Origin of the sequence: Xanthobacter aminoxidans (genome assembly GCF_043193615.1) — a bacterium.
Taxonomy (GTDB): Bacteria; Pseudomonadota; Alphaproteobacteria; order Rhizobiales; family Xanthobacteraceae; genus Xanthobacter; species Xanthobacter aminoxidans.
Genome location: NZ_JBAFUS010000002.1, coordinates 625,469 through 652,435, shown reverse-complemented (window position 1 = coordinate 652,435; position 26,967 = coordinate 625,469). Strand labels below are relative to the sequence as shown.

At 69.6% G+C, this 26,967-nt stretch carries 28 protein-coding genes; 11 read left to right on the top strand and 17 right to left on the bottom strand.

Annotated features, from left to right (window positions below; genetic code table 11):
* The 10 genes from V5F74_RS12055 to V5F74_RS12010 are packed head-to-tail and all read right to left on the bottom strand — an operon-like array spanning position 1 to position 8,340.
* Positions 1-687 (bottom strand): hypothetical protein, encoded by a 687-nt coding sequence (locus V5F74_RS12055; protein WP_394008276.1) that lies wholly within the window; start codon positions 685-687, stop codon positions 1-3.
* Positions 684-1,295, bottom strand: coding sequence for a type II secretion system protein GspM (gspM, locus tag V5F74_RS12050; RefSeq protein WP_394008274.1), 612 nt, complete (start codon positions 1,293-1,295; stop codon positions 684-686). The genes V5F74_RS12055 and gspM overlap by 4 nt, the downstream gene beginning before the upstream one ends.
* Complete coding sequence (locus V5F74_RS12045) at positions 1,292-2,374, bottom strand: PilN domain-containing protein (RefSeq protein WP_394008272.1); 1,083 nt, start codon at positions 2,372-2,374, stop codon at positions 1,292-1,294. The genes gspM and V5F74_RS12045 overlap by 4 nt, the downstream gene beginning before the upstream one ends.
* The gene (locus V5F74_RS12040) at positions 2,371-3,372 is read right to left on the bottom strand and encodes a type II secretion system minor pseudopilin (RefSeq protein WP_394008270.1); all 1,002 of its coding nucleotides are present in this window, start codon (positions 3,370-3,372) and stop codon (positions 2,371-2,373) included. The genes V5F74_RS12045 and V5F74_RS12040 overlap by 4 nt, the downstream gene beginning before the upstream one ends.
* A complete protein-coding gene (locus V5F74_RS12035) occupies positions 3,369-4,097 on the bottom strand; it encodes a PulJ/GspJ family protein (RefSeq protein ID WP_394008268.1) in 729 nt (242 codons plus the stop codon). Before V5F74_RS12035 ends, V5F74_RS12040 begins: the two co-directional genes overlap by 4 nt.
* Entirely contained in the window at positions 4,094-4,495 is a 402-nt protein-coding gene (locus V5F74_RS12030) for a prepilin-type N-terminal cleavage/methylation domain-containing protein (protein WP_394008266.1), read from the bottom strand. Before V5F74_RS12030 ends, V5F74_RS12035 begins: the two co-directional genes overlap by 4 nt.
* A complete protein-coding gene (locus tag V5F74_RS12025; protein ID WP_394008264.1) occupies positions 4,482-4,958 on the bottom strand; it encodes a Tfp pilus assembly protein FimT/FimU in 477 nt (158 codons plus the stop codon). The genes V5F74_RS12030 and V5F74_RS12025 overlap by 14 nt, the downstream gene beginning before the upstream one ends.
* Positions 4,959-4,973: 15 nt before the next feature.
* Positions 4,974-5,426 (bottom strand): type II secretion system major pseudopilin GspG, encoded by a 453-nt coding sequence (gspG, locus tag V5F74_RS12020; protein ID WP_374250273.1) that lies wholly within the window; start codon positions 5,424-5,426, stop codon positions 4,974-4,976.
* 27 nt (positions 5,427-5,453) lie between these two features.
* On the bottom strand, positions 5,454-6,662 hold the full coding sequence (locus V5F74_RS12015; RefSeq protein WP_029559024.1) for a type II secretion system F family protein: 1,209 nt from the start codon (positions 6,660-6,662) through the stop codon (positions 5,454-5,456).
* Positions 6,663-6,666: 4 nt separating this feature from the next.
* Positions 6,667-8,340 (bottom strand): GspE/PulE family protein, encoded by a 1,674-nt coding sequence (locus tag V5F74_RS12010; protein ID WP_374250271.1) that lies wholly within the window; start codon positions 8,338-8,340, stop codon positions 6,667-6,669.
* Between the two features lie 489 nt (positions 8,341-8,829).
* Between V5F74_RS12010 and gspD the strand changes: the two genes are divergently transcribed.
* From gspD to V5F74_RS11995, 3 genes are read left to right on the top strand one after another with little or no spacing between them, the layout of a single operon-like run.
* The gene (gene gspD, locus V5F74_RS12005) at positions 8,830-11,055 is read left to right on the top strand and encodes a type II secretion system secretin GspD (protein WP_394008261.1); all 2,226 of its coding nucleotides are present in this window, start codon (positions 8,830-8,832) and stop codon (positions 11,053-11,055) included.
* An 8-nt stretch (positions 11,056-11,063) separates the two neighbouring features.
* Positions 11,064-11,708: a prepilin peptidase gene (locus V5F74_RS12000; RefSeq protein ID WP_394008259.1), complete on the top strand. Its 645-nt coding sequence runs from the start codon at positions 11,064-11,066 to the stop codon at positions 11,706-11,708.
* A gap of 3 nt (positions 11,709-11,711) precedes the next feature.
* The gene (locus V5F74_RS11995; protein ID WP_394008257.1) at positions 11,712-12,332 is read left to right on the top strand and encodes a tetratricopeptide repeat protein; all 621 of its coding nucleotides are present in this window, start codon (positions 11,712-11,714) and stop codon (positions 12,330-12,332) included.
* Between the two features lie 32 nt (positions 12,333-12,364).
* Here V5F74_RS11995 and V5F74_RS11990 read toward each other — a convergent pair whose 3' ends face one another.
* Positions 12,365-12,694, bottom strand: a complete 330-nt coding sequence (locus tag V5F74_RS11990) for a hypothetical protein (protein WP_081837760.1) — start codon at positions 12,692-12,694, stop codon at positions 12,365-12,367.
* 247 nt (positions 12,695-12,941) lie between these two features.
* Here V5F74_RS11990 and V5F74_RS11985 point away from each other — a divergent pair, with 247 nt between their 5' ends.
* Positions 12,942-15,116, top strand: coding sequence for a transglycosylase domain-containing protein (locus tag V5F74_RS11985; RefSeq protein WP_394008900.1), 2,175 nt, complete (start codon positions 12,942-12,944; stop codon positions 15,114-15,116).
* Between the two features lie 16 nt (positions 15,117-15,132).
* Here V5F74_RS11985 and yidD read toward each other — a convergent pair whose 3' ends face one another.
* Positions 15,133-15,501 carry a membrane protein insertion efficiency factor YidD gene (yidD, locus tag V5F74_RS11980; protein ID WP_394008255.1) on the bottom strand — a complete coding sequence of 123 codons (369 nt, stop codon included), beginning with the start codon at positions 15,499-15,501 and terminating at the stop codon, positions 15,133-15,135.
* Positions 15,502-15,666: 165 nt separating this feature from the next.
* On the opposite strand from yidD, the gene V5F74_RS11975 reads away from it, so the two are divergent.
* Entirely contained in the window at positions 15,667-16,266 is a 600-nt protein-coding gene (locus V5F74_RS11975) for an HD domain-containing protein (protein WP_051679321.1), read from the top strand.
* Between the two features lie 3 nt (positions 16,267-16,269).
* On the opposite strand, the gene V5F74_RS11970 is transcribed toward V5F74_RS11975, so the two are convergent.
* Entirely contained in the window at positions 16,270-16,713 is a 444-nt protein-coding gene (locus V5F74_RS11970; protein ID WP_374250265.1) for an iron-sulfur cluster assembly scaffold protein, read from the bottom strand.
* Between the two features lie 365 nt (positions 16,714-17,078).
* On the opposite strand from V5F74_RS11970, the gene folE reads away from it, so the two are divergent.
* From folE to V5F74_RS11945, 5 genes are all read left to right on the top strand, one after another.
* Positions 17,079-17,804: a GTP cyclohydrolase I FolE gene (gene folE, locus V5F74_RS11965; protein ID WP_029559033.1), complete on the top strand. Its 726-nt coding sequence runs from the start codon at positions 17,079-17,081 to the stop codon at positions 17,802-17,804.
* A gap of 72 nt (positions 17,805-17,876) precedes the next feature.
* Positions 17,877-18,365: a phosphoribosyl-AMP cyclohydrolase gene (gene hisI / locus V5F74_RS11960; RefSeq protein WP_394008252.1), complete on the top strand. Its 489-nt coding sequence runs from the start codon at positions 17,877-17,879 to the stop codon at positions 18,363-18,365.
* A 557-nt stretch (positions 18,366-18,922) separates the two neighbouring features.
* Positions 18,923-19,828: an AraC family transcriptional regulator gene (locus V5F74_RS11955; protein ID WP_394008250.1), complete on the top strand. Its 906-nt coding sequence runs from the start codon at positions 18,923-18,925 to the stop codon at positions 19,826-19,828.
* A gap of 130 nt (positions 19,829-19,958) precedes the next feature.
* A complete protein-coding gene (locus V5F74_RS11950) occupies positions 19,959-21,053 on the top strand; it encodes a patatin-like phospholipase family protein (protein ID WP_394008248.1) in 1,095 nt (364 codons plus the stop codon).
* A gap of 87 nt (positions 21,054-21,140) precedes the next feature.
* Positions 21,141-21,779, top strand: a complete 639-nt coding sequence (locus V5F74_RS11945) for a flavin reductase family protein (RefSeq protein WP_029559037.1) — start codon at positions 21,141-21,143, stop codon at positions 21,777-21,779.
* 166 nt (positions 21,780-21,945) lie between these two features.
* Here the strand turns inward: V5F74_RS11945 and V5F74_RS11940 are convergent, their stop codons facing one another.
* From V5F74_RS11940 to V5F74_RS11930, 3 genes are read right to left on the bottom strand one after another with little or no spacing between them, the layout of a single operon-like run.
* Positions 21,946-23,043 (bottom strand): alginate O-acetyltransferase AlgX-related protein, encoded by a 1,098-nt coding sequence (locus tag V5F74_RS11940; RefSeq protein ID WP_394008246.1) that lies wholly within the window; start codon positions 23,041-23,043, stop codon positions 21,946-21,948.
* 15 nt (positions 23,044-23,058) lie between these two features.
* Positions 23,059-24,477: an MBOAT family O-acyltransferase gene (locus V5F74_RS11935; protein WP_394008244.1), complete on the bottom strand. Its 1,419-nt coding sequence runs from the start codon at positions 24,475-24,477 to the stop codon at positions 23,059-23,061.
* A 21-nt stretch (positions 24,478-24,498) separates the two neighbouring features.
* Positions 24,499-25,275, bottom strand: coding sequence for an NAD kinase (locus V5F74_RS11930; protein WP_374250262.1), 777 nt, complete (start codon positions 25,273-25,275; stop codon positions 24,499-24,501).
* A gap of 143 nt (positions 25,276-25,418) precedes the next feature.
* Between V5F74_RS11930 and cutA the strand changes: the two genes are divergently transcribed.
* Positions 25,419-25,739 (top strand): divalent-cation tolerance protein CutA, encoded by a 321-nt coding sequence (gene cutA, locus V5F74_RS11925; RefSeq protein WP_394008242.1) that lies wholly within the window; start codon positions 25,419-25,421, stop codon positions 25,737-25,739.
* Positions 25,740-25,881: 142 nt separating this feature from the next.
* Here cutA and V5F74_RS11920 read toward each other — a convergent pair whose 3' ends face one another.
* Positions 25,882-26,928: an MBL fold metallo-hydrolase gene (locus V5F74_RS11920; RefSeq protein ID WP_394008240.1), complete on the bottom strand. Its 1,047-nt coding sequence runs from the start codon at positions 26,926-26,928 to the stop codon at positions 25,882-25,884.
* Positions 26,929-26,967 lie beyond the last annotated feature (39 nt).

Sequence of the window (26,967 nt, the reverse complement as noted above, 5' to 3'; positions counted from 1 at the left end):
TCAGTGGCTGGAATCGAGATCCGCCGGCGACGGCCTGGTGCGGCGCGGCACCACCACCTGCCCGGCGACAGGCTTCGCCCCGCCCACCTGCGCGGCGGCGAACGGACCTTCGGACCCGCGCGGTGGCTGGGGACTACCCTTGCCGGGCACCGGGAGGACGAGCGTCACAGCGTCGGCACCCGTGTGCAGCACCGCGTCGCGCGGGCCGACGCTGCGCAGCGTCCAGCCGCCATGGGCGTCGCCCACCTTCAGGCGCACGATCTGCCCGCTCGCCTGATCCGTGAAGATGCCGATGCTGCCCGCCGTGCTCACCACCGTGCCCATCAGCGCCAGTTGCGGCCGCGGCGAGACGGCGGCCGGTGGAGCGGAGGGCGGTGGCGGCGGTGCGAGGGCAACCGGCTGCTCGGGCGGACGGCGGGATGGCGTGAACAGCGGGCGATCGCGGGTCGCCGAGAGGCTTTCGATGGGAACGGCCCACAGGGGATTTCCCCGCTCGCGATCGGCCGGAGCCGTCGCAGCGCGGGTGGAGGGCTGGCCGGGGACAAGGAAGTCCACCTGCGGCGCGGGGGCTTCCACCTCGGCCGAGGCCGCCGCAATGCCGACGATCAGGCCCGCCACGACGAGGGAGAGACAGCGGAAGCGGCGCGCGGGCAAAGGGCGCGCGGGAGTCTGAGCTGGGGCGATCATCGCGCCCCCCGCCAGCGGCCATGGACGGTCAGCATCACCTGGATGCGCCCGTCCTGCCCGCGTCCCTCGGAGCCTTCCTCCTGCATCCGTCCCTCGGTCCCTTCGGTGTCCAGCTGCCCCAATGCGGCACCCTGCCCCTGCGCCTGGACCACGAGTGGGTCGATGAACAGGAAGGGCTGGCCGCTTTCGATATCATATAGCAGGTTCTGCAAATCCTCCTGCCCGATATCGACGGTCGCGGCCACCGCCACGAAGCCCGGGCCGAGCGGCGAGGCGCCCAGCTCCACGCTGGAGGAGACGAGATGCCCGCCGGCCGCATCGGCCGCGGCGGCGACGCGCTCGGCCAGCGCGGCGCCAGCCACCGTCACGCTCGCGCCTTCGAGGAAGGGGGAGCCGCGCTCCTCGGCACCGGCGGCACCGGGCCTCGGGGGCCTGCGCCCCTCCAGCCGGTCGAGCAGATCCTGCGCCTCCGCCACCGCCGCGCGCTTGGCGAGCATGTCCGCCACCTCGCCGAACGCGACGGCCAGCAGGACCGCGACCAGCGCGCCATAGCCGAGCGCGGCCAGCGCCAGCGTGCGGCGGGAACGGGCGGGCGCGGCGGGGGTCACTGGCTCACCTCGAACGGCAAAGTGATGTCGGCCTGGATCTGGAAGCGCTCGCCCGCATCGCCCGGCTGGCGGGTGGTGGGGGCGACGAAGGTGGCGGCGGAGAAGTGCTTCGACTCCTCCAGCAGCCGCACAAGGGAGGGCGCCTCCCGCGAGACGCCGGTCAGCTCCACCTTGCCGTTCTGGATGGTCAGGGCCGTCAGATAGGTATGGTCCGGCAGCACCTGCGACAGCGCCTCCAGCACGAGCACGGTGGGCGCATGTTCCCGCTTCGCCCTCTCCAGACCGCGCAGGGCGGCGCCTTCCGCGCCCAGCCCGTCGCGGGCGGCGGCGATGGCACGGCGGCGGGCCGCGATGGCCTGATCCAGCGTCTGCTGCTCCTCGTCGAGGCTGCCGCCGAGGAAGCCGGACACGCTGGAGGCCAGTGTCGCGGCAAGGGCCGCAGCCGCAAGCACGCCGAGCAACACCTGTTTGAGCCGCGCCGTGCCCCCGCCTTCTCCGGAAGCACCGGCATGGACGATGATCGGCGCGCCTTCCCCTTGGCGGGTGGTCAGCAGCAGATGGCCCACGCCCAGCCCCTTGAGCGCATCGAGGGCGGGCGCGAGACGGGCGCGCGGCGTGGCGGCCACCATCAGGCGGATGCGGCCGTCACCGAGGGGCTCGGGCGCGGTCCAGCCGAAGGCAGCCTCGGCCGCGCTCCACGGCGTGAGCCGGTCGATCTGCGCCCGCACGATGCCGTCGAGATAGGGCCTCGCCCCCTCGGGCAGATCGAGCGGGCGGAAAAGGAAGCGGGCGGGATCAAGCGCCAGCTCCACCTCCCGCCCCTTCAGGGCGGCCGCCATCTCCGGCGGCAAGGCGCGCGCCATGTCGCCGGTATCGGGATGGAACGGGGCAACGCCGGGCAGGTGGAAGGCGCCGTCCTCCCCCTGCTCGATGCGCACCGCGCGCAGCCGGCCGAGGCGCGCCCGGCCGCTGGCGATGGCGGTGTCCACGGCCGTCGCCGTCAGGTCGATGAAGGCCGAGAAGCCATCGATGAAGCGCGTCACCAGCGACGCATCGGGCGCGCCGGGCATCATGCTCATGGCCGTCCTCCCGTCGTCTTGCGCCGCGCGGCGGGCGCCGCATCGAGGTCGGCCAGCTCGCGCCAGGAGAGGTCGCGCCAGAGGAGCACGCGGTAGGGGTCCATCCCGAAATCCCGCAGCAGGATCACCGCTTCGGCGCCCTGCTTGCGGCCATTGTCGAAGGCGACGCGCACCGTCACGCGTGCCGTGTCGCCGGCCACCGTGGTGAGGCCGGAGGCGCCCGCGATGGCGGTTCCGTCGCCGCCTGCCTTGTCACCGCCGGCCTTGTCCTCGCCGGAAGTCTCGCCGGCCGTCGCGAACGTGGCGTTGTCGATATCGTTCATCCCCTGCCCCGCCTTCGCCAGCGCCGCCCGCACCACCGGCCCCGCCAGCTCGGGATTGACCTCCCGCCGCCCGGCATAGACCGTGAGATGAGGCAGCGCCGCCGCGACCACATCCGCCGGCAGGCCGGGCACGCGGGCTAGCTCCGCCGCATGGGCGAAGGCGCCCTGCCCTTTCGCGGCCTCATCGTCGCCCAGAGCGGACGTCCTGCTGACCGAAGTCGCACCGCCCGCACCGGCGCTGCTGCCCCGGGGCGGGGTCCGCCAGGCGGCGATGCTCGCGGCGTAGGTTTTCGCCGCCTGCTCGGGCACGCCGAGCACCTGGAACAGGCCGGCCAGCACGGGGGGCGCGGCCGAGTTGAGATCGATGCGTGCGGCCTCGTCGGCGAAGCGGGCGGAGACGTTGGCCTCGCCCATGCGGAACCGCACTTCGCCGCTGATGGGACGGTCCTGCGCCGGCACGGAGAGAATGCGCAGCGCCGCCAATTCCACCGCCGCGACCACCAGCCCGTCCGCGCGCAGCGTTTCCGTCCGCACCGCGGAGGCGGATGCCGTGTCGGATACATAGACTGCATAGACCGCGGTGAAGGCGGCGAGCGCCGCCAGAATCCACAGCACCGTCACCAGGATGAAGCCGCGCTCCGTCCCGCGCCGGGCGTTGAGGCAGGCGCCCGTCATTGCGCGGCCCCCCCGTTATTTCCCCCGGCCCCCGAGACGGCTTTCGCGCGCGCTCCACTGAAACCGACGGATGATCCGCAGACCGGCTTGGTGACATCGGCGGCGCAGAAGGCCGGCACATCGGAGCGGATGGAGACGGCGGTGGACGCGGCGGTGGTCCGCCCGCCCTCGCGCACCACCATGCGCACCGCGCGCGGCAGCTCCTCCTCGCCGCGCCACGCCTCGTGCCACACCCCGTCGCGTCCGGCATAGGAGAAGGAGACGCTGACCGGCGGGCGCAGCAGGCGTACCGGGGCGCCGAAGGGCGGCAGGCCCCCGGCCTCGGCCTGCGGCGCATAAGGCGCGGTGCGGCGGACCATGGCGACGCCGCGCCCGTCCGGCACCGGGGCCAATTCGACGATCTCCAGCCCGCGCGCCGCGCCGGGGGCGAGCACCTCGCGCACGAAGACGACGCGCTCCGCCGATCCGTCGAACAGCGGCTTGGCGCCGCCACGAACGACGGGCAGGAAGGCGGCGGCGGAAAGGTCCGCGGCCATGCGGTCGAGGGCGAGGGCGACGAGCTCGCTCTGCTGCACCCGCCCGAGCCCGCGCTGCCAGGCCGGCAGCCATTTCGCCGTGACCATGGCGATGGCGGCGAGCACCAGCCCGGTGAGCGTCATCGCCACCAGGATCTCGATGAGGCTGAAGCCGGCGCTGCGGCGGCGCGACGACGCGAGCGCGCTCATTGCGGCTGGCTCCGCACGATGCGCACCGTCTCCAGCGCCACCATCTCGCCGCCGGGACCGCGCACGCGGATGCGGACATCGAGGGGCGTCCAGGGGCCGGTTTCCGGCAGGCCGGCGATCTTGAGCGGCTGCACGTCCATCTGCCAGCGATGGCCGGCGATCTCGCCTTCGGTGCGGCCGGGCTGGAGGAGATCGCGGCCGGGAATGCCCGTCTCCACCGCACGGGCGGTCTGGAGCAGCGCCACCCGCCGCTCCAGCGTCCGGGTGCCGCGGATGCTACTGCCCGCCACCATGGCGATGGCGCCGAGGGAGGCGGCCACCACCGCCAGCGCCACCAGCACCTCGATGAGGGTGAAGCCGGCGGCGCCGCGCCGCGCGCGCAGATCAGGAGCGGCCACGGGGGACAATCTCGACGCCTCCGGTGAGCCAGTTCACCCGCACCTCATAGCCCGCCCCGCCCTTGAGCATGGCCACCACGCCGCCGCAGGAGAGGCCGGAGGGAAAGAACTCCACCGAGGCGCGTGCCGGCCTTCCGTCGCAGCTCGCGGGCAGCACCGTGTCCATCTGCACGTCGCCGGGCACGCGCACCACGCGCCCGGCCGCGCCGGAGGTGATGCGCCGGCCGGCCGTATCCACCGCCGTCGCCACCGGCACGCCCCGGCGGATGGCGGCGGCGCGGTCGGCCTTCAGCAGCGCGGCGGCTTCGACCGCGAGGGATTCCAGCTTCGCCCGCGAGGTGCCGGGCGCGAGGCGCGGCAAGGCGAGGGTCGCGAGCGCGGCGACGATGGCGAGGGCGCAGACGACCTCAAGCAGGGTGAACCCCGCCTCATGATCGCGCCTGCGCTCCCGCTCGCGTGCCATCCGCCTCGCCCCGCCTCAGCGTGCCCAGCTCGTGATGTCGGCCGCGTTGCCGGTGCCGCCCTCCTGCCCGTCGGAGCCGAGGGACACGATGTCGAACGGCCCATGCTGGCCGGGCGCGCGATAGATGTAGGCCTTGCCCCAGGGATCAACCGGCACCGTGCCGCCCTTCAGATACGGCCCGTTCCAGGTGGAGACGTTGCCCGGCCGCTGCACCAGCGCGTTCAGCCCTTCCGAGGAGGAGGGATAGCGGCCGGCATCGAGATAGAAGAGGTCGAGGGCGCTGGAGAAGCCCTGGATCTGGATCTTCGCCGTCTTCACCTTGCTGTCGCCGAGATAGCCGAGCACGCGCGGCCCCACGAGGGCGACGATGAGGCCGATGATGGTGATGACCACCAGCAGCTCCACCAGCGTGTAGCCGCCTTCCGTCTTCCGGCGGCGGGAGCGGGAGGGGGCAGTGTTGGCCGTCATGGGGGCGGGACCTTCAATCACGTTTCGTCACCCGATGCTTTGGCTGACCGACAGCAACGCGGTCATGACCGAGACGATGAGCCCGCCCACCACCACCGAAATGGTGACGATGGCGGCCGGGCCGATGACCGCGACCACCCTGGCGAGGGCGCGCTGGAGCTTTTCCTCGTAGAAATCGGCGATGCGGCCGGAGAGCAGGGCCAGCTGGCCGGTCTCCTCGCCAAGGCGCAGCATGCGGATGGCCATGGGCGGCAGCACGTCGCCCTCGGCGAAGGCGTCCGACAGCCGCCCGCCATGGCGCACCCGGTCCGCCGCCTTGGCCCAGACGGAGGCTTCCTCCCCCGCCGCCATCACATCCACGATGATGCGCAGCGCGGCGGTGAGCGTCACGCCGTTGCCGAGCAGGATGGAGAGGTTGCGGCAGAACACGGCCGAGCGGCGGAACAAAAGCACCGTGCGCACCAGCGGCAGCTTGGAGAGCGTGCCCGTCACCGCCCCACGCACCTCTTTCCGTCGCAAGGCGAGGAAGGCGAGGGCCGGAAGCACCACCGCGGCGACGCCCACCGCGGCGGCATGGGCCTGCAATCCGTCCGACAGGTCCAGCAGCACCTGCACCATGGGGTCGAGCTTCGCCCCCATGTCGCGTAGCACGGAGGAGAATTGCGGCATCACGAACATGAGGAAGAAGACGAGCACGCCCCCCGCCGCCACCAGCACGAAGGCGGGATATTGCAGCGCCGACACCACCTTGCGGCGCAGCTCCTCGGCCCGTTGGCGCTCGGCGGCGACCAGCTCCAGCATCCGGTCCACGGTGCCGGAGGCCTCGCCCACCCTGACCAGCGCCACATAAACCGGCGGGAACAGCGAGGGATGGGACGCCAGCGCCTCGGCGAGGCTCTCGCCGGCCAGCACGTCCGCGCGGATCTTGCGGGCGACAGTGCGCATGCGGCCGAGATCGGTGTCACCGGTGAGCAATTCCAGCGCCTCGTCGAGCCGCGCGCCCGCGCGCAGCAGCAAAGCGAGGTCGCGGGTGAAGAGGGTGACATCCTCAGCCTTGGGCGCGCCGAAGGAGAAGCCGAAGGCGCTCTCCTTCTTCTCCTTCAGCGGCGTCGTCTCCACCGGCACGAGGCCGAGGAATTCGATGCGGCGGCGCACCTCGGCCTCGGTGGGGGCGGCGATCTCACCGCTCACGATCTGCCCGGCCTGGGTCAGCGCCCGATAGGAGAAGGTGGCCATCAGCTCAGCGCACCGTGGTCACGCGCAGCACCTCGGCGGCCGAGGTGAGGCCGGCGCGGCATTTGGCGACGCCGTCGTCCAGCATGGTGGTCATGCCGCCAGCGATGGCGGCGCGGTCGAGGGCCGCGGCGCCGGCATGGCGGTCGATCATCTCGCGGATGTCGTCCGAGAGGGTCAGCACCTCGAACACGCCGATACGCCCGCGATAGCCCGCCCCGCCGCAGCGCTCGCAGCCGACCGGCTCGTACACCGTCTCCCCCGCCTTGAGGCCGAGGGCCACATAGCGCGGATCGTCCCGCACGTCGGTGGCGGACAGGGTGTGCGGCCGCTTGCAGCGCTCGCACAGCTGGCGGACGAGGCGCTGGGCAATCACCGCACGCAAAGTGGACTTCAGCAGGAAGCCCTCCACCCCGAGGTCGAGCAGGCGCGGCACCGAGGCGGCGGCGGTGTCGGTGTGGAGCGTGGTGAGCACCAGATGGCCGGTGAGCGCGGCATGGACGGCGATGTGCGCCGTCTCCGGGTCGCGCACCTCGCCCACCATGATGACGTCCGGGTCCTGCCGCAGGAAGGAGCGCAGCGCCGCCGCGAAGGTGAGCCCGATCTGGGGCCTCACCTGCGACTGGAACACGCCGCGGATCTCGTATTCCACCGGGTCCTCGATGGTGAGGATCTTGCGCGTGGGCTCGTTGAGCACCGACAGGATGGTGGCGAGCGTGGTGGTCTTGCCCGAGCCGGTGGGGCCGGTGACGACCACCATGCCGTGGGGCAGCGCGAGCAGCTTCATGAGCGTCTCGCGGTCGTGCGGGGCGAGCCCCAGCTTGTCCACCGTAAGCACGCCGCGATCGCGCGCCAGAAGGCGGATGACCGCGCTTTCCCCGTGCTGGGTGGGCATGATGGCGACGCGCACGTCGATCTCGTCCCGCCCGAGCTTCAGGCGCGCGGCGCCGTCCTGCGGCAGGCGGCGCTCGGCGATGTCGAGGCCGGCGAGGATCTTGATGCGCGAGATGACCGCCTGCGGCAGCACATCGGCCAGCGCATGGATGGGCCGCAGCATGCCGTCGATGCGCAGGCGCACCTCAAGCCCGGTGCGGAACGGGCCGATGTGGATGTCGCTGGCACGCAGCTCCATGGCCTTGTCGAACAGGTCGTTCACCGCCCGCACCACCGGCGCGCCGGAGGCGAGGTCGCGCAGGCTGTCGATGTCGTCCTCGGCCCGCGCCGTGGCGGGACCGGCGGCCTCGCGGGCGGCGGCTTCATCGGCACCGAGCCGTTCGGCAAGCGCGGTGGCGATGTCCTCGAAGGAGGCGACGACGAGCGTCACCTTGCCCCCCAGCACGATCTCCGCCGCGCGCACCACCGTCTCGTCGGTGGGATCGCCGACGGCGAGGCAGGCTGTGCCGTCCGGCGCGCGGAAGGGCAGCACCGTCATCTCGCGCAGGAAGCGCGGGGTGAAGTGGGAGACGAGGGACGGCGCCGCCATCAGCTCCGGCAGGGCGATACGCGGCAGGCGATAGAAGCGGGCGACCTCATCGGCGAAATCGCCGGCGGTCAGCTCGCTCGCCTCCCACACCTGACGTAGCGGACGGGCCTGCGTGCCGGCGGTTCCGGACCCGGCGGGATGCGCCAGCCCGCTCGCGGCGAGGAAGCTCAGGAAATCGCCGCCCCCCTCCCCGCTCATGCCCGCGCCCCCGAAAGCCAGCATTCAAATCCAGCAGTACAATCCAGCGGCGCTATTCTACAGCTGGACCTTGGCTGCTATTAACATGGGCCGCATCATCGGCGAAGGTTGCCCCCGGAAAGCAATTTGCGGGTCGGCCGTCGGCCCGGAGCAGGCTGCCGACACGGAGCACCCGGCGGCCGGCTTGGTATTCCCGCCTCCCGTGACGCTCGCGCGTCACCGTGATGACAATGTCACGACATCCGGACACGGCTGCGAACCGGCGATAGCCAGCTAACTGAAGCTTGGCAGCACTGCCCGTCAACCCTTATATATCCGTCACATGCTGTCGCTAAGAGAGGCGCGCCAAGGGTCGTCTGGCCATCTCCTGCGACCGGCGGCCCTTGTAGCGGCTCTCGGATTCCGCGGCTCTTGCGTTCGGAAGTATTCAGGTGATGCGTGATTGAGGATTGGCGCGGCCGGTCGAGCCCACGACCGGGCACTCTCGTATTGACGTGCGCGATCCTCTTCGCCGCGATCCTGTCCGGCTGCTCGGGCATCATGGACGACACCAAGCCCCAGAGCACATTCGATCAGGTCCGCAATATCGACCTGTCGCCCAAGCCCATGCAGCCTGTGGCGCAGCCGCAACAGCCGTCCGACAATCGTCAGCCCATCGAATATTTCGCGACCCCCGGCGCGCAGCCGGTGGCGGACCCGACGACGGTCGGCGCGGCGGGCACCGCGCAACGCGGAGCTGACGGCGGATACGATCTCAACTTCGAGAATACGCCGGTGACCACCGTCGCCAAGGTGGTGCTCACCGACATCCTCGGCGCCAACGTCATCATCGACCCGAGGGTGCAGGGCACCATCAGCCTGTCCTCGGCGCGCCCCGTCGCCCGTACCGATCTCGCCTATGTGCTGGAGAGCGCGCTGCGCGCCAACGGCATCGCCCTCGTGAAGGACTCCTCTGGCTATCAGCTGATGCCGCTGACCGAGGCCGCCGGCTCCGGCGCCACCGATGTGGGCACCTCGCGGCCGGAGCCGGGCTATGGCGTCTCCGTGGTGCCGCTGCGGTATGTCTCGGCCGAGACCCTGATGCCGGTCATCGACAGCTTTGCCACGCGGGCCGGCATGGTGCGGGTCGATCCCGGCCGCAACGTCCTGCTCATCCAGGGCACGGCGCAGGAACGGCAGGCGGCCATCAACACCGCCCTTTCCTTCGATGCCGACTGGATGCGCGGCCAGTCGGTGGGCATCTATCCCCTGCGCAACAGCGCGCCGGAACCGCTCATCACCGAGCTTGAGACGCTGCTTGATGCCGGCGAGGGCGGGCTGAGCCACAAGATGGTGAAGTTCCAGGCCATCAACCGGATGAATTCGGTGATGGTGGTGGCCAAGAAGCCGGACCTGCTGCGCACCGCCGCCACCTGGATCGAGCGCCTCGACCGCTCGGACAGCTCTGTGGGCGTGCGCGTCTATCGCCTGCGCTACGGCGAGGCCCGGCAGACGGCGCGGGTGCTGAACGAGCTGTTCAACGGCACCTCCTCGCAGGGGCTGGATCAGGCCTCCAACCAGATCGCGCCGGGCTCCGGCACCTCGGCGTCATCCAATGGCGGCGGCTCGAACGGCCCCATGTCCGTGCAGCAGCGCCTCGGCCAGACGCCGCCGCAGAACCAGAGCCAGAACGCCCAGCCCGTGAACCGGGGCGAGACCGACAACGAGCTGCAGGGCGGTTCCGGCTCCGGCCCCTCGGGCGGCGGCGGGGCGCTGCTCTCGGGCGTGCGGATCACCGCCGATCAGGTAAACAACTCCCTGCTCATCTATGCGAGCCAGGAGAACTACCGGATCATCGAGCGCACCCTGCTCCAGCTCGACCAGCCGCAATTGCAGGTGGCCATCGAGGCGACCGTGGCCGAGGTGACGCTGAACGATCAGCTCGCCTACGGCGTGCAGTTCTTCCTCACCAGCAAGGATCTGGGCCTCGGCCGCAACAACGGCTCGGCAGTGAACACGCTGTCCAGCGAGATCACCAATCAGGCCATCAACCGCGTTCTGCCCGGCTTCAACCTGCTGATCGGCCGCGAGAACCAGCCGAAGATGATCCTCGACGCCCTGCACACCGTCACCGACGTGAAGGTGCTGTCCAATCCCTCCGTGGTGGTGGTGGACAACCAGAAGGCGACCCTTCAGGTGGGCGACGAGGTGCCGGTCTCCACCGGCAGCGCCACCGTGCTCACCTCGTCCAACACGGTGGTGAACACCATCGAATACAAGAATACCGGCATCATCCTGCATGTGACGCCGCGGGTGAATGTGAACGGGCAGGTCCGGCTCGATATCGAGCAGGAGATCAGCAACGTCACCAAGCAGCCGACCGCCAACGGCAGCGCCAGCGAAGGCTCGAACCTGACGCCCACCGTCTCCCAGCGCCGGGTCAAGAGCACCATCGCCGTGACCAGCGGGCAGACCGTGCTGCTCGCCGGCCTCATCAGCGAGCGCAGCGACGGCGTGCGGCAGGGCGTGCCGGTGCTGGACCAGATCCCGGGCGTGGGCGATGCCTTCGCCCACAAAGACACGACGGTGAAGCGCACCGAGCTGATCATCTTCATCCGCCCCCAGATCATCCGCGACAACATGGATGCCCACACGGTGGCGGAAGAATTGCGCGCCAAGCTCAAGGGCTCGGTGGGCGTGCTGCCGGGCGGCCCTCAGCCGCTCATCAACCGGTGAGGCCCGCCATGGCCGACGCCGCAGCGGGCGAACCGATGGTCGAGCCGACGCCGCGCGCCCCCGTCGCCAGAGGCCTCGGCGCCCACCCGCGCGCCGGCAGCCGGGCCGAGACGGTGGCGCTTGCCGCTCTCTGCCTCGCCGCCATGGGCGCGAGCCTCGCGGTGGCGGGACTTCCCACCGGCCTGCCCCTCGCCACTCTGGTGCCGGTGCTGGCGGCCATCGCCGTCATCGATGCGCGGCACTTCCTCATTCCCGATGCGCTCAACGCCTCAGGCATCGCCCTCGGCCTCGCCTATGTCGCCCTCGCCGTCGACGACGTGGCGGAGGGGCCGATCGCTGCGGGCGTGCGCGGCCTGCTCCTCGGCCTGCTCTTCCTCGGCCTGCGCACGGGATACCGGGCGCTGCGCGGGCGCGACGGGCTCGGCCTCGGTGATGTGAAGCTCGCGGTGCTGGCGGGCGTCTGGCTGGACGTGACGGCCATCCCCATCGCCATCGAGATCGCCGCCTTGTCCGCGCTCCTCGCCTATGCCCTGCGCCGCCGCGCCACGGGCCGGGCGCTGCGCTTCGACGGGCGCCTGCCGTTCGGCCTGTTCCTCGCGCCGGCAGTGTGGATCGCCTTCATGATCGACGCCCTCCTCCTCAAGGCGAGCTGACCCATGCCTCTGGAAGAGACCTTGCGCCCGGAAGAGACTTTGCGCCCGGAAGAGACTTCGCGCCCCACCCCACTCCGCCGCATCGCAGGTGCGCTGACGCTGGCACTGGCGTTGACCTTCACCGGGCCGGCCCTCGCGGGCGGCAAGGACGGCACCCAGTCCCGCGCCTATGCGGCCTATGCCAAGGGCGACTATGTGACCGCCGCCGCGCTGCTCATTCCCCTCGCGTGGCAGGGGGATGCCAAGGCGCAGGGGATGGTTGGCTATCTCTATGAGAACGGGAAAGGCGTGCCGCAGGATTTCGTGGTCGCCGCCCAGTGGTACGGCTGCGCCGCCGAGCAGGGCGACCCCACCGCGCAATACCTCCTCGGCCTTGCCTACGACAAGGGACGCGGCGTGCCCATCGACGTGGTGCTCTCGCAGAAATGGCTGATCCTCGCCGCCGCCCGCGCCGGCAAGCAGGAGCGCGACACCTTCACCCGCATCCGCGATGCGGTCCGCACCAAGATGAGCCGGGCACAGATCGCCGCCGCGCAGGAGCAGGCCATCCTGTGGATGCCGGCGCCGCCCTACGTGCCCGAGCCCCTGTGGCTGAACCGGCCGCGCTCGTTCACGCCGTTCTGAAAGCCGAATCGAGAAGCCGACGCCGTACCGATTTACGGTCCCGATTGTCGTAGCCGAGGCTCATAGCGGTAGTCTCGGAGTCTCTTGCGGGCGCGCTCAATTTCGATGTCGAGAAAAAGCGGGTGCCAGCATTCATTTTCGACCACCACAGCTTCGACCGTTAGATCCAAACGCCCCTTCAGATACAATGCCGTATAGCCATCTGACGGCTTTTCTGCATTTATTAATGTCTTTGCCGTGCGAAGCCCTTTCCGATCGGAAATCATCTGGAGAAAAAGCGTCGCATTATAGCCAGCCTCCTGTTTGGCTCGGCGATAAATATCGAACATTGCTTGATCAAACTGTTGTTCGAGTTTCGTCATGAGCAGTGTCTCATTGGCAGAGCTTCTCAGCTAAGCACTGCAACTTTATCGGTGGCATTAGGATTGCTCAACCGATCAGGAACGCGCTCCTTAGGCAAACGCTCGCGCCCGCCGCCGGGGGACGCTATATAGGGCAGAGGTCCGGTCGCGGCGCGGGGGCGCCATCGGGCCATCGTTGAGAAAGACCAGAGCCCGCACCGTGACCGAGCGCAAGCGTCCTTCCCTTCTCGAGCGCCTGCGCGGGCTGATGCTCGATTTCGACGCGCTGCTGGACAGCTCGCTGTTCAGCCTCGGTGCCCGCACGCGCAATATCCTCTCCGCCTATGCCGCCTTCACCGAGCGGTTCAACGTCACGGGCGTGGGGCGCTGGGCCATCGGCGCGGCCTCGGAAGGCTTCACCCTGGGCGTCGCCGGCGCCATGGTCATGCTGGCGCTCGCCATGCCGGCCTTTCGCGAGACCTCCGACGACTGGCTGAAGCGCACCGAGCTCGCCGTCACCTTCCTCGACCGCTACGGCAATTCCATCGGCGAGCGCGGCGTCAAGCAGAACGACACCATCCCGCTGGAAGACATTCCGGACAACCTCATCAAGGCGACGCTGGCCACCGAGGACCGCCGCTTCTACGAACACTGGGGCATCGACGTCGCCGGCACGGCCCGCGCCCTCGTCACCAATGCCAAGGCGGGCGGCGTGCGGCAGGGCGGCTCCTCGCTCACCCAGCAGCTCGCCAAGAACCTGTTCCTGTCCAACGAACGCACCATCGAGCGCAAGATCAAGGAAGCCTTCCTCGCCATCTGGCTGGAAGCGCGCCTGTCCAAGAGCCAGATCCTGAAGCTGTACCTCGACCGCGCCTATCTCGGCGGCGGCGCCTACGGCGTGGATGCGGCGGCGCGCTATTATTTCGGCAAGTCGGTGAAGGAGGTGAACCTCGCCGAGGCGGCCATGCTCGCCGGCCTGTTCAAGGCGCCGTCCAAATACGCCCCGCACATCAACCTGCCCGCCGCCCGCGCCCGCGCCTCCACCGTGCTCGACAATCTGGTCGAGGCCGGCTTCATGACGGAAGGTCAGGTGTTCGGTGCGCGGCGCAACCCGGCGACGCCGGTGGACCGCCGCGACGACGAGGTGCCGGACTTCTATCTCGACTACGCTTTCGGCGAGGTGAAGAAGCTGGTGGACCAGCTGCCGCCCTCCGTCATCGAGCGCAACTTCATCGTCCGCACTGGCCTCGACCCCAACATCCAGAAGGTGGCGGATGCGGCGCTGGAATCGTCGCTCAACGAGTTCGGCCGCGACTACAAGGTCAAGCAGGGGTCCATCGTGGTGATGGAGCCCAACGGCACGCTGCGCGCGCTGGTGGGCGGGCGGGACTATGGCGAGAGCCAGTTCAACCGCGCCACCGATGCGCTCAGGCAGCCCGGCTCCTCGTTCAAGCCCTACGTCTACACAGTGGCGCTGATGAACGGCTACCGGCCGAACACCATCGTGCAGGACGCGCCCATCTGCCTCGGCAACTGGTGCCCGCAGAACTACGGCCGCTCCTACATGGGCTCCATCACGCTCAAGACCGCGCTTCAGCATTCGCTGAACACGGTGGCGGTGCGTCTCGCGGAGAAGTTCGGCCGCAAGAAGATCGTGGACCTCGCCCACCAGATGGGCATCCGCACGCCGCTGCCCATCTCCGCGCCGCTGCCGCTCGGCGCCGCCGAGGTGACGCTGTTCGACGCGACCACCGCCTATTCGGTGTTCGCGAACGGCGGCAAGAGCGTCTATCCCCACGCCGTGGTGGAGATGCGCATCGGCAACGGCGACGTGATCTGGCGCTTCGATCGCGACGCGCCCAAGCCCGTTCAGATCATCCCGCAGCAGGCGCTCTACGACATCAACGACATGATGAACAACGTGGTGGAGAACGGCACCGGCCGCCGTGCCCGCCTGCCCAACGCCAAGGTGGCGGGCAAGACCGGCACCACCAATGCCTATCGCGACGCCTGGTTCATGGGCTTCACCGGCAACTATGTCTGCGGCGTGTGGTTCGGCAACGACGACTATGCCGTGATGAACAAGATGACCGGCGGCACCCTGCCCGCCATGACCTGGCAGAAGGTGATGGCCTATGCCCACCAGGGCATCGAGATCAAGCCGATCCCAGGCGTCACCACGCCCATCCCCAAGCTCGACGAGCCGCCCGCCACCCTGAACGTGCCCGGCCTCGCCGACAGCGAGCGGCCGGTGACCCTCTCGCCCCGCTCGGCCGAGCGGCTGGCGGCGCTGGAGCGCATGTTCAAGGAGGCCGAGGTGAAGATGACCGACGCCGGCGCCGCGGCAAAGCCCGCCCCGGCAGCGGCACAGACCGCCCCGGCCGCCGCGCCCACCCCGGCGGCGCCCGCGACGCCCATGCCCACGGCGGTGCGCCGGAACTGATTCTCCGCGCCGAGGATCAGTCTTCCGCGTCCGTCGCCTTCGGCGTGCGCCAGATGCCGTAGCCCCACGGCTTGTACCAGCGGCCCCCCGTGGGCAGGCATTTGGGCACCGGATCGTATCCATGCCCGCCCCAGGGATTGCAGCGGCAGATGCGGGCCGTGGCCATCACCGCACCGGGCAATGCGCCGTGCCGCATCACCGCCTCTTCCGCATATTCCGAGCAGGTGGGCAGATAGCGGCACTGCCGGCCCATGAAGGCGGAGAAGGTGTAGCGATAGACCAGGATGAGCCCGCGCAAGGCAAGGCGCGGGGCGCGGGCCAGTTGCGCGCCGATCCTGCGCACCGGCCCCGCCGTCTCCTTCAGCCCGCCTTGATCCGCCGCCATATCCGCCTCGGTCCCTGCCTCGATGGCCCGCCGCCCCATATTCGCCACCCCCGGGGAGCGGAATGCGCCTATCCAGCCTTCATGTCGAAGTCGGGGCCGAGCTGGTCCCGACGACCCGCGCGGCTCCCGTTTCGGGGGCTATACTGTCGCGCGAGGTGATCGACGATGCCTGATGTCTTCCCGCCCGGTTCTTCCGTCCCGCCCCTGTCCACGGTGATGCGCGCGCTCGCCTTCGCGACCCTGCGCCACACCGACCAGCGGCGGAAGGGCCGGCGGGCGCAGCCTTATGTGAACCACCTGGTGGAGGTCGCCCTGCTGGTGAGCGAGGCGACGGGAGGTACCGATCCCGAACTCGTCGCCGCCGCGCTGCTGCACGACGTGGTGGAGGACCAAAGCGTGACGCCGGAGGAGATCGCCACCACCTTCGGCCCGGACATCGCCGGCCTCGTCATGGAAGTCACGGACGACAAGGCGCTGACCTCGGTCGAGCGCAAGCGGCTTCAGGTGGAACACGCGCCGCACCTGTCGGCGCGCGGCAAGCTGCTGAAGCTCGCCGACAAGACCTGCAACCTGCGCTCCCTCGCCGACGATCCGCCGGAGGACTGGCCGCAATCGCGCGCCCGCGCCTATGTGGAATGGTCGCGGGCGGTGGCGGCGGGCCTGCGCGGCATCAATCCGGCGCTCGAAACCGCCTTCGATCAGGCGGCGGACGAAGCCATCGCCGCCATCGAGACGCGGCGGGCGGAGGAATGGGCGGCGGGCTAACCGCTACTCGGCCGCGGCGCGGGCCGCCTCGATCTGGCCGATGGCGTCCACCACCGCGTCGAAGGTGAGCATGGTGGAGGCATGGCGCGCCTTGTAGTCGCGCACCGGCTCCAGCACCTTGAAATCCTCCCAGCGGCCGGCGGGGGGCGGGCCGTTCTCCCGCAGCATCTTCCACATGGTGTCGCGCACCTCGCGCAGCTCCTGCGCGCTGGCGCCGATGATGTGGCTGGCCATGAGCGAGGAGGAGGCCTGCCCGAGGGCGCAGGCGCGCACCTCGTGGGCAAAGTCGGCCACCGTGTCCCCGTCCATCACGAGATCGATGGTGACGGTGGAGCCGCACAGCCGGGAATGCGCCCGTGCGCTCGCCTGCGGCGCGGGGAGCCGGCCGAGGCGCGGAATATCGGCGGCGAGGGCGAGGATGCGGGCGTTGTAGACGTCGTTGATCATGGGCGAACCAATCCGGCGGCGCGAACGAGGCCCAGAGGCCTGCCGCGCGAGCATTCCGATCTTATATAGAGACGGGAGGAACGGACGCAAAGGCGGCGCGTGCCGTCTGGTCGCGCGGTGTCATCGAACCGCTGTGCGGGACATTCGGGCACCCTCACCCTTGCGAAAACGGCCCTTCGGCCCCATCATGGAACTTGGGCCCGACTTTGGGCCTTCATTTTTGAAACGGACGGCAAAGCCGCCGCCGGCAGGTCCGGCGGGGCGCGGTTTGAGCGACACCGCGCAAGCGAGCCGACAACCGGTGACACTCCCGCCTTTCCCGGCAGCTTCGCGGCTCCGGGGCGGCGGGTCGAACGGAGTTGGTCATGGACGCGGTAGTCAAGTTGTTCAAGGCGCAGGCCGAGAACGAGGAGCGGGAGCGTCAGCTGAAGGCCAAGGCCGCGGCGGCTCTGCGCGCGCCTGCGCCGGATGGTGCCCCTGCCCTCCCCAAGGTTCACCCGCCCCTCTCCGACGGCAGCCCCCGCCCCACCCGGGCCGAGGCGGAAGCCGCCGTGAAGACGCTGCTCGCCTATATCGGCGAAGACCCGGCGCGCGAGGGCCTGCTCGACACGCCGAAGCGCGTGGTGAAGGCCTATGACGAGCTGTTCTCCGGCTACGGCGAGGACGCCGACGAGCTCTTGGACCGCACGTTCGGCGAGATCGGCACCTTCGACGACTTCGTGCTGGTGCGCGACATCCCGTTCCATTCCCATTGCGAGCACCACATGGTGCCATTCGTGGGCAAGGCGCATGTTGCCTATTTCCCGGTGGAGCGGGTGGTCGGCCTCTCCAAGATCGCGCGGGTGGTGGACATCTTCGCCCGCCGGCTGCAGACGCAGGAGCACCTGACCTCGCAGATCACCAATGCCCTCGACGAGGGGCTGCGCCCGCGCGGCGTGGCGGTGATGATCGAGGCCGAGCATATGTGCATGTCCATGCGCGGCATCACCAAGCAGGGCGTTTCCACCCTCACCACCCAGTTCACCGGCGTCTTCCGGGATGATCCGGCCGAGCAGGTGCGCTTCATCACTTTGGTGCGCTCCAAAGGCTGACGCAGGACCGCCGCCGAGAGGCGTTCCTGCCGAGGCGGGAGCGCCCGACACGCGAGCGAAAGAGTCCAGCGAATGAGCGCCGATACCGCCTTCACCTTCCCCGCCGCCGGCAAGGGCGCCGCGCTGGAGGAGGACACCATCCTCTCCCCGCGCTTCGACGCCAACGGCCTCGTCACTTGCGTCGCCGTGGATGCGGAGACCGGCGAGGTGCTCATGCTCGCCCACATGAATGCGGAGGCCCTCGCCCTCACCATGGAGACCGGCGAGGCGCATTATTTCTCCCGCTCGCGCGGCAAGCTCTGGAAGAAGGGCGAGACCTCCGGCCACACCCAGAAGGTGCGGCAGATGCTGATCGACTGCGATCAGGATGCGGTGGTCATCAAGGTGGAAATGGGCGGCACGGGCGCTGCCTGCCACACCGGCCGCCGCTCCTGCTTCTACCGCTCCGTGCCCATCGGGGCGGCGCCTTCCGAGGCGACCCGCCTCGCCTTCACCGGCGACACCCCGCGCTTCGATCCCGCCGCCGTCTACGGCAAGGGCCACGACGGGCACGATCACTGACCGGGCAAGATCACTGATCTGGCACGATCACTGACACTGCCACCTGAACGGAAATAGCCGGCACAGTGCCGGCCCGCCGCCTGCGAGAACGCGGCAACGGAAAAAGCACTGCACCGGCCGCGGAGGTTTTCAGGCGATCGCCCTGACGGAAGCGCTGAAACTGTGATCCGCTTCTTCTTATCCGCCACTCCCGGCCGCGTTGCTCGGCATTACGCGCACTCCCCCTGTGCAAGGCGCGAAACGCGCCTCTTCCGGTGCAGAAAATGCGGGCCACAACCGCGCCGCGCGCGCCCGGGACATTGACGCGGCAAAGCTTCCCCTGCATTCCTTTGCGACGGCAAGTCGTCGCCCGCTTCAGGCAGGCGATTGCCGCAACCTCTTCGACGGCACGTGGGACAGATGACCCCGGTCGCCGATCGGACCAGATTTCAAGCTCCGTTTCGATGCCCCAAGCCGCTGAACAGGCCGCTGAAAAAGCCGCGGACACGCCCCCCGATCACGCCAGTGCCTTTGCACCCGTGCGGTTCAACACCGCCGACGTGCCGGCAGCGGAGCGGATGGCCTATGTCCGTGACTTTTACGGCCCCGTGCTGATCGGCCTCGACCTGGTGCCAAGCTCCGGCGACCCCTTCCACATCTCGGGGCACTTCCTCAACCTGCCCGGCGTCCTGGTCGGACAGGGACACACCAGCGCCATCGTCTCGAGCCGGACGACCGCGCTGCTCTCGGACGGCATTGACGATCTCACGATCTGCCGTTCCGAACGCGCCTATCGCGTCACCACGCCGGACGGCCGAGAGATGGAGCTCGGCGCGGGCGAAACCGGCGTCTGGAACCTCGGCCAGCGTTCGTCCGCCGACATCCAGTCGAGCACGACGTTCCGCACCGTGCAGGTCTCGCGCGCCCGGCTGCGGACCCTGGTGCCGCACATCGACGACCTCGACATGCTGCGTTTCGCGGCCGGCGATCCGGCGCTCGATCTGATGTTCGGCTATGCGGAACTGCTCGAACGGCAGCACGTCGGCTCGGAAGAAGGCGGCCGGCTGGTGGCCGCGCAGCTCGCTGAACTCGCCGCGCTGGCGTTCAAGCGCAGCGCTCCCCCGCGTGAAGCGCCCGGACGCAGCGCCGTGAAGGCCGCGCGCCTCGCCACCGCCAAGGCCGCGACCCTGGCGGCCCTCCACCGCCACGATCTGTCCGCGACCACCATCGGCACCCAGCTCGGCATCAGCGCACGATATGTGCAGGTGCTGTTCGAGGAAGGCGGCGAGACCTTCTCCGCTTATGTCGCCCGGCTCAGGATGGAATGGCTGCGCCGGATGCTCGACGATCCGCGCCACGCCCACCGGCGCATCTCCGACCTCGCCTTCGAGGCCGGCTTCCGCGACCTCTCCACCTTCAACCGCCAGTTCCGCCGCCATTTCGGCGAGGCGCCCTCGGCCGCCCGACGCCGAGAGGTGCCATAGGGTGCCACGCTTCGGACACCAGACCTTAGTAAACGTGACGCCATAGTAGCGGTGCGCCGGAAACGCTTCGGTGCCGGCGGAGGCTCTGCTTCCACGGCGCCAGAAGCGGGCGGCGCGACGGGAGGCGTCGATGTTTCAGTCCCTCCACTGGCGATCCGGCCCCACCGCAGCGGCCGCCCCCAAAACTGCGGCCTCCAGTTCTGCGGCTTCCGAGGCGAAGAATCCCGCGTCGCAGCCGCCCGATGCCGGCCCGCCCGATCTCGGCACGCCGGCGCACGCGGCGCCGCGCACCTCCGTGCCCAACGGCCCGGCCATCGGCCTTGCGCTCGGCGGCGGGGCGGCGCGGGGCTTTGCCCATATCGGCGTGCTGAAGGCGCTGGATCGTGCCGGCATCCGCCCCTCGGTGGTGGCGGGCACCTCCATCGGCGCGGTGGTGGGCGGCATCTGGGCTGCCGGCAAGCTCGACACGCTGGAGGAATGGGCGCTCAGCCTCACCAAGCGCAACGTGCTGGGCCTGCTCGATTTCAATCTCGGCGCCGCCGGCCTCATCGGCGGGCGCCGGCTGGTGGAGCTGATGCGCCGCAACGTGGGCGGCATCTCCATCGAGGACCTGCCCATCGTCTTCGCCGCCATCGCGACGGAGCTGGGCACGGGCCACGAGATCTGGCTCACGCGCGGCGATTTCGTGGATGCCATCCGCGCCTCCTACGCCCTGCCCGGCATCTTCACGCCCGTGAAGGTCGGCGGGCGCTGGCTGATGGACGGCGCGCTGGTGAACCCGGTGCCGGTCTCCGCCGCCCGTGCCATGGGCGCGCGCATGGTGATCGCGGTGAACCTCAATGCCGACGTGTTCGGCCGCGGCACGGTCATCCAGGACCATGGCGGGGTGGTGGAGCGCGTCGCCGAGATGGCGGTGGCGGAGAAGAAGGACGGCCTCGCCGGCATCCTCAGCCCCGACCGGCTGCGGCGGCAGTTCTTCGCCGGTCCCTCGGGCGACGGCCCGCGCGGGCTGACCACGGTGATGATCGACGCCTTCAACATCACCCAAGACCGCATCGCCCGCTCGCGCCTCGCCGGCGACCCGCCGGACGTGACGCTCTCCCCCAAGCTCGGCCGCATCGGCCTGTTCGAGTTCCAGCGGGCGAAGGAGGCCATCGCCGCCGGCATGGAGACGACCGAGCGGGCGCTGGAGGACATCACATCGACCATGCTGGCGCTGGGCTAAGGCCCCACACCATGCATCAGTATAGCTGCCGCCCGGCGGGCGGAGCGGCTATGGTCCGGGATCTCCCGGATCAGGATCTGCCCCGCAATGTTCTACGAGCCGTCCAAGCGCAATCACGGCCTGCCCTTCTCGCCACTGAAGGCCATCGTGGCGCCCCGCCCCATCGGCTGGATCTCCTCGCTGACGCCCGAGGGCGTGGCGAACCTCGCGCCCTATTCCTTCTTCAACCTGATCTGCGAGGCGCCGCCGCTGGTGATGTTCTCGTCGGCCGGCCACAAGGACAGCGCCGCCAACATCGAGGCCACCGGCGAGTTCGTCTGCAACCTCGCCACCCTCGATCTGATCGACGCGGTGAACCTCACCTCCGCCCCCGCGCCGCGTGACGTGAGCGAGTTCGACCTCGTGGGCCTCGAGCGTGCGCCCTCGCGCCTCGTGAAGCCGCCGCGCGTGGCGGCGAGCCCCTGCGCCCTCGAATGCGTCTACGTGGAGACCTTCCGCCCCAAGGGGAAGGACGGCACGCTGCCCGACCAGCACATGATCATCGGCGAGATCGTCGGCGTTTACGTGGATGATGCCGCCATCGTGGACGGGCGGGTGGATATGCGGGTCATGAAGTCCCTCGCCCGCTGCGGCTATCTCGACTACTCCTTTGTCGATGAACTGACCGAGCGCGAGCGCCCGCCGGGCGGCGGCATGGACCTGAAGGCGCGGACGCCGAAGGGTTGAGCCTCGCGATTTTAAGCAGAAGTCCGCGCACTGCGCCGTCATCCCCCGGCTCGTCCGGGGGATCCACGGTGTGGCTGATTCCCATCGTCGGCCACGGCACCAGCGGAACGGTGGATCGCCCGCACGAGGCGGGCGATGACAGCAGTGAAATGGAGCGGTGCGCTCCTCACTCCGCCGGCGTGCCCTTGCAGGGCATCGCCCGCTCGGTGGGCGCGTAGATGAGGATGTCGGGCTTGAACCGCTCGACGGCGCCCATCTCGAAGCGGCAATAGCGGTGGTGCATCCAGGCATAGGCTGACGCCTGCGACACGCCGAGGCCGCGCCACGAGCCCTGCGAGAAGCTGTCGCCGATGACCATGATGCGCGGGCCGGCATGGCCCGTGTCGATGGCATAGGGCTGGAACGGATCGTTGTCCGGCACCGGCTTGAAGATGCCGGGGATGAGCTTCGGGTCCTTCGGCGCCACCATGGGTCCCTTGGGCGGGAACATCACGTCCGGCGGGTTCGGCACGGGGGAGCCCGTCGCGCGCAGCAGATCGCCGGTGAGGCGCGGCTCGGGCGGGCCGAGGGCGTCTTCCGGCTTCACTTCCAGATCGGGGCGGCCGGCGGCGGCCATGGCGGCGTTGAAGCCGAGGAGTTGGCCGCGCTGGTTCCAGTGGGTGTCGTAGCGCCAGTGGACCGGCCCGGTCTTCTTCGCCTCGGCGAGGATGGGACGCATGTCCACGAAGGTGATGCCGGCCGCCTTCATCTTCTCCGCGACGAGATCATACTCGGTGGGAGAGACCTTCAGGCGCCGGGCATAGGCGGGCAAATTCTCGAAATTGGTGGTGTGGCCGTTGGGCGGGATGAGCACCACGAAGCGCCCGCCATGGGCGGTCATATAGGCGTTCATGCGCTCGGCGAGCGAGACGATGCTCGTCACCGCCTCCGGCCGCACCAATTGGCCGAGGGACTGTTCCAGCGCGTGCTCGTCCTTGAGGAAGAGCGAGCCGTTCTCGCCCTTCAGCGCGAGGTCGCCCTGGGTGTCGCCGATGAAGCGCACATAGGAGCGGTGGGCGGTGAGCACCGCACCGCGGAAGCCGAAGACGTTGTTGATGTAAGGGTCGAGCCGGCGCGCCGCATCCTCCCACCAGCGCGCCTCAGGGGCGGCGACGGTGCGCAGCGGGGCCGGCAGGTCCGGGGCGACGAGGCCGATGGTGGGCAGGGTGAGGATGGCGAAGAAGATCACCGCCCACCAGCGGCGGAAGGACATCAGAAGCGGCATGGCGTCCCTCCGTATCTAGAAGCGGAAGTACAGGAACGGCGAGTAGGTCGCCGCGCCCACCGAGAGCACGCAGAGCACGAACAGGCCCCACACCACCACACTGTCCACCGCGCCGAACACGGCGAGGCGCATCTTCGGTGCCATGCTCCGCCCGCCCGGACGCGGCAGGCCGAACATGGCGAGCGGCCACGCCAGCACGAGGATGGCCAGCGTCACCGGCTTCAGCTCCACCTCCAGCTGGGTGGAAAGATAGCCGGCGCCGTTCATGCCCACGAGGCCCTGGAACAGCTCCAGCGCCTGCGGCAGGCTGTCGGCGCGGAACCACACCCAGCCGGTGAGCACCACCAAGAGCACGTAGAGGTGGGAGAGCACGCGCGGCGCCGTCTTCATCCACGCGCCGAAGCGGGTGCGCTCCAGCACCAGGAAGGTGCCGTGGTGGGCGCCCCAGATCACGAAGGTCCAACTCGCCCCGTGCCACAGGCCGCACAGGAGGAAGACGGTCCAGAGATTCGCCGCCGTGTGCCAGTGGCCGTGCCGGTTGCCGCCGAGCGGGATGTAGAGATAGTCGCGGAACCAGTTCGACAGGCTCATGTGCCAGCGGCGCCAGAAATCCGAAATGGAGCGCGCGCCATAGGGCAGGTTGAAGTTGCGCGGGAACTTCAACCCCATGGCGATGGCGAGGCCGATGGCCATGTTGGAATAGCCGCCGAAGTCGAAATAGATCTGCAGCGCATAGGCGGTGACGCCGAGCCACGCCTCGCCGAGATTGGGGGTGGCGGTGTGGTCGAACACCGCGCTGACCACGGGGGCGACCTCGTCGGCGATCAGCACCTTCCAGGACAGGCCGATGACGAAGATGCGCAGGCCCGCCGAGACCCGGCCGAGCGTGGTGCGCCGCTGCCGGATGCGGCGGTGGATGGTGGAGTAGCGGACGATGGGGCCAGCCACCAGCTGCGGGAACATGGTGATGTAGACCGCGATCTCCTCGAACCGCCCGTTGGCCGAGGCTTTCCGGCGGTAGACGTCCACGAGGTAGGAGATGGCGTGGAAGGTGAAGAAGGAGATGCCCAGCGGCAGCGCCGGATGCACCACCGGCAGCGCGAGGCCCGTCGGCGCCAGCAGCACGTTGAAATTCTGCGCCAGAAAGCCGGAATATTTGAAGGCGATGAGGCCGCAAAGGTTCGCCGCCACCGCCAGGCCCAGCACGCGCAGCCGCCAGCGTTCGCTGCGGCGGTCGATGGCGAGGGCGAGGAAATAGTTGCCGACGATGGAGGCCGCCAGCACCAGAACGTTGGGCAGGCCGCCCCAGGCGTAGAACACCAGCGAGAAGGCGAGCAGCACCATGTTCTTCGCGCGCACGCCGGGCGTCGCGAAGTAGCACAGCAGGAACGCCGGCAGGAAATAGAACAGGAAGGTGACGGAAGAGAAGACCATGGCTCGCCGGCGCCCGGGGCGTCAGTAGACGAACTGCTCGCGCAGGATGCGTTCGTCGAGACCATGGTCGGGGTCGAACAGCATGTCCACGGAGGAAGTGGTATCGAGCCGGGCGGAGACGGCGATGATGTCGCGCACCTCGAAATGGTCGGCCGCCGCGCTCACCGGGCGCTTGTCGGCCTCCATCACGGCAATGTCGATGCGCGCGCGGTCCGGCACCAGCGCACCGCGCCAGCGGCGGGGGCGGAAGGGCGAGATGGGGGTCAGCGCCAGAAGCGCCGTACCGAGGGGCAAAATCGGCCCGTGGGCGGAGAGGTTGTAGGCGGTGGAGCCGGCCGGGGTCGCGACGATGACGCCGTCGCAGATCAGCTCCTCAAGCCGCATCTTGCCGTCGATGGAAATGCGCAGCTTCGCCGCCTGGTAGGACTGGCGCAGCAGGGACACCTCGTTGAAGGCCGGGGCGCGGTGGCGCATCCCGCTGGAGGTCACGGCCTCCATCATCAAGGGATGGATGGTCACAGACTGCGCGGCGCTGAGGCGCTCGACCAGCCCCTCCTCGCGATAGGTGTTCATCAGGAAACCCACCGAGCCGCGGTGCATGCCGTAGATGGGCAGGTCGCGCTCGCGGAAGCGGTGCAGGGTCTGCAGCATCAGGCCGTCGCCACCGAGGGCGACCACCACGTCGGCCTCCTCCTCCGCCACCATGCCGTAGCGGGCGACGAGACGCTCGCGCGCGGCGTCGGCCTCGGGCGTCTGGCTGGAAACGAAGGCGATGCGCTGGAAACGGGGTTCGCTCATCGGTGCGTCGGTCAGGAGGATCGTCCGGTCGGCGGGCCGGGAGCGGAAGGGGCCGGGAACGGTCTAGCCCTCCCGCCGCCGTCTGTCGAGGCGCCGGGAGGGATGGTAGGGTCGCGGGGCAAGCGCATCGCCCGGAGGACCCCATGCCCGCGCGCATCGTCTACGCCACCTTCCCCAGCGTCGCGGAGGCCGAGGCGATGGCCCGCACGCTGGTGGAGGCGCGCCTCGTCGCCTGCGCCAACATCCTGCCGGAGATGGTCTCCATCTACCGTTGGGAGGGACAGATCGAGCGCGGCACCGAGGCGGTGATGATGCTGAAGACCACCTCAGAGCGGGCCGCCGAGGTGGTGGAGGCGGTGCGCGCCGCCCATCCCTACGACGTGCCAGCCATCGTCGTTCTGCCGCTGGAAGGCGGCCTGCCGGCCTATCTCGCCTGGATCGCCGGCGAGGTGACGGCGAGCTGAGGCGGCCGCCGTGTGAGGCGCCGGGGCGCGCGGGGGGTCGGACCTGTACGCCTCAACCGCCGTCATGCCCGGGCTTGTCCCGGCCATGACGGTGGTGAAAATGGTGGCGGCGGGCTGAACCCGCCGCCTTGCGCTCAGAGGCTCACAGCACCGGGCGCCAGTAGACCGGCTGGTAGCGGTAGCCGTCGCCCTGCTTCTCCAGAAAGGCCGCGCCGGGGAACGGGAAGTGATAGCCCGCCACCATGATGCGCTCCGCCGCGAGGCGGTCGTAGGTCCTGCGCCGCACCGCCTCGGCCGCCACGGGGTCCATGTCGAACGCAGCGTGCCAGCCGGGATTGGCCACGAACAGGGCCGGCAGATTGGTGAGGTCGGACTGGATGAAGAGGGTGTCGAAGCCCGACTCCAGCTCGAAGGAGGTATGCCCCGGCGTATGGCCCGGCGTGCCGACCGCCTTCAGCCCCGGCGCCAGCTCCTTGTCCCAGGCATAGCGCTCCACCTTGCCCTCGAACGGCTTGAACACCCGCCGCACGTTCTGGAAGCCGGCCTTGAGGCCATCCGGCGCGCGGCTCATCTGGCCGTCGTCCATCCAGAACGCCCATTCCTTCTCCGGCACCATGAGCTGGGCCTTGGGGAAGGCGGGCGTGCCGTCGGCGAGGACGAGGCCGTTGATGTGGTCCTGGTGGAAGTGGGAGATGACCACCTGATCGATGGAGGCGGGGTCGATCTCCAGATCCTGAAGGGTGCCGCGCACGAGGCCCACGGGCCCGGCCTGCCCGCCATTGCCGGTGTCCACGAGCACCTTGCGCCCGCCAATGTCGAGCAGCAGGACGGTGAAGGAGATGGGCACCTCGTTCTCGGGCAGGAAGGCGCCCTTGAGGGCCGCGTTCACCTTGTCCTTCGGCTGGTTGCGCACGAACGTGTCGGACAGGGGGATGGTGCGCATGCCGTCGGAGATGGCCGTCACCACCACGTCGCCGACCTTGTAGCGATAGGCGCTGGGCACCTGCATCGCACCGGACGCCTTCGCCGTATCGGGATTGGGGGCGGGGGTGGATTGGGTGCCGGCGACGGGCGGGGCCGCATTCTTGGCGGGGGCTGGCTGGGCGGCGGCACCACCCACTGCGCCGACCAGCGCACCGGCCATGCCGGCCGTACCGGCCAGAAGGGTCCGACGGGAAACCTCGGTCATCCAATTCTCCTCGGGGCGTGACGCGCCGGGAGATTAGGA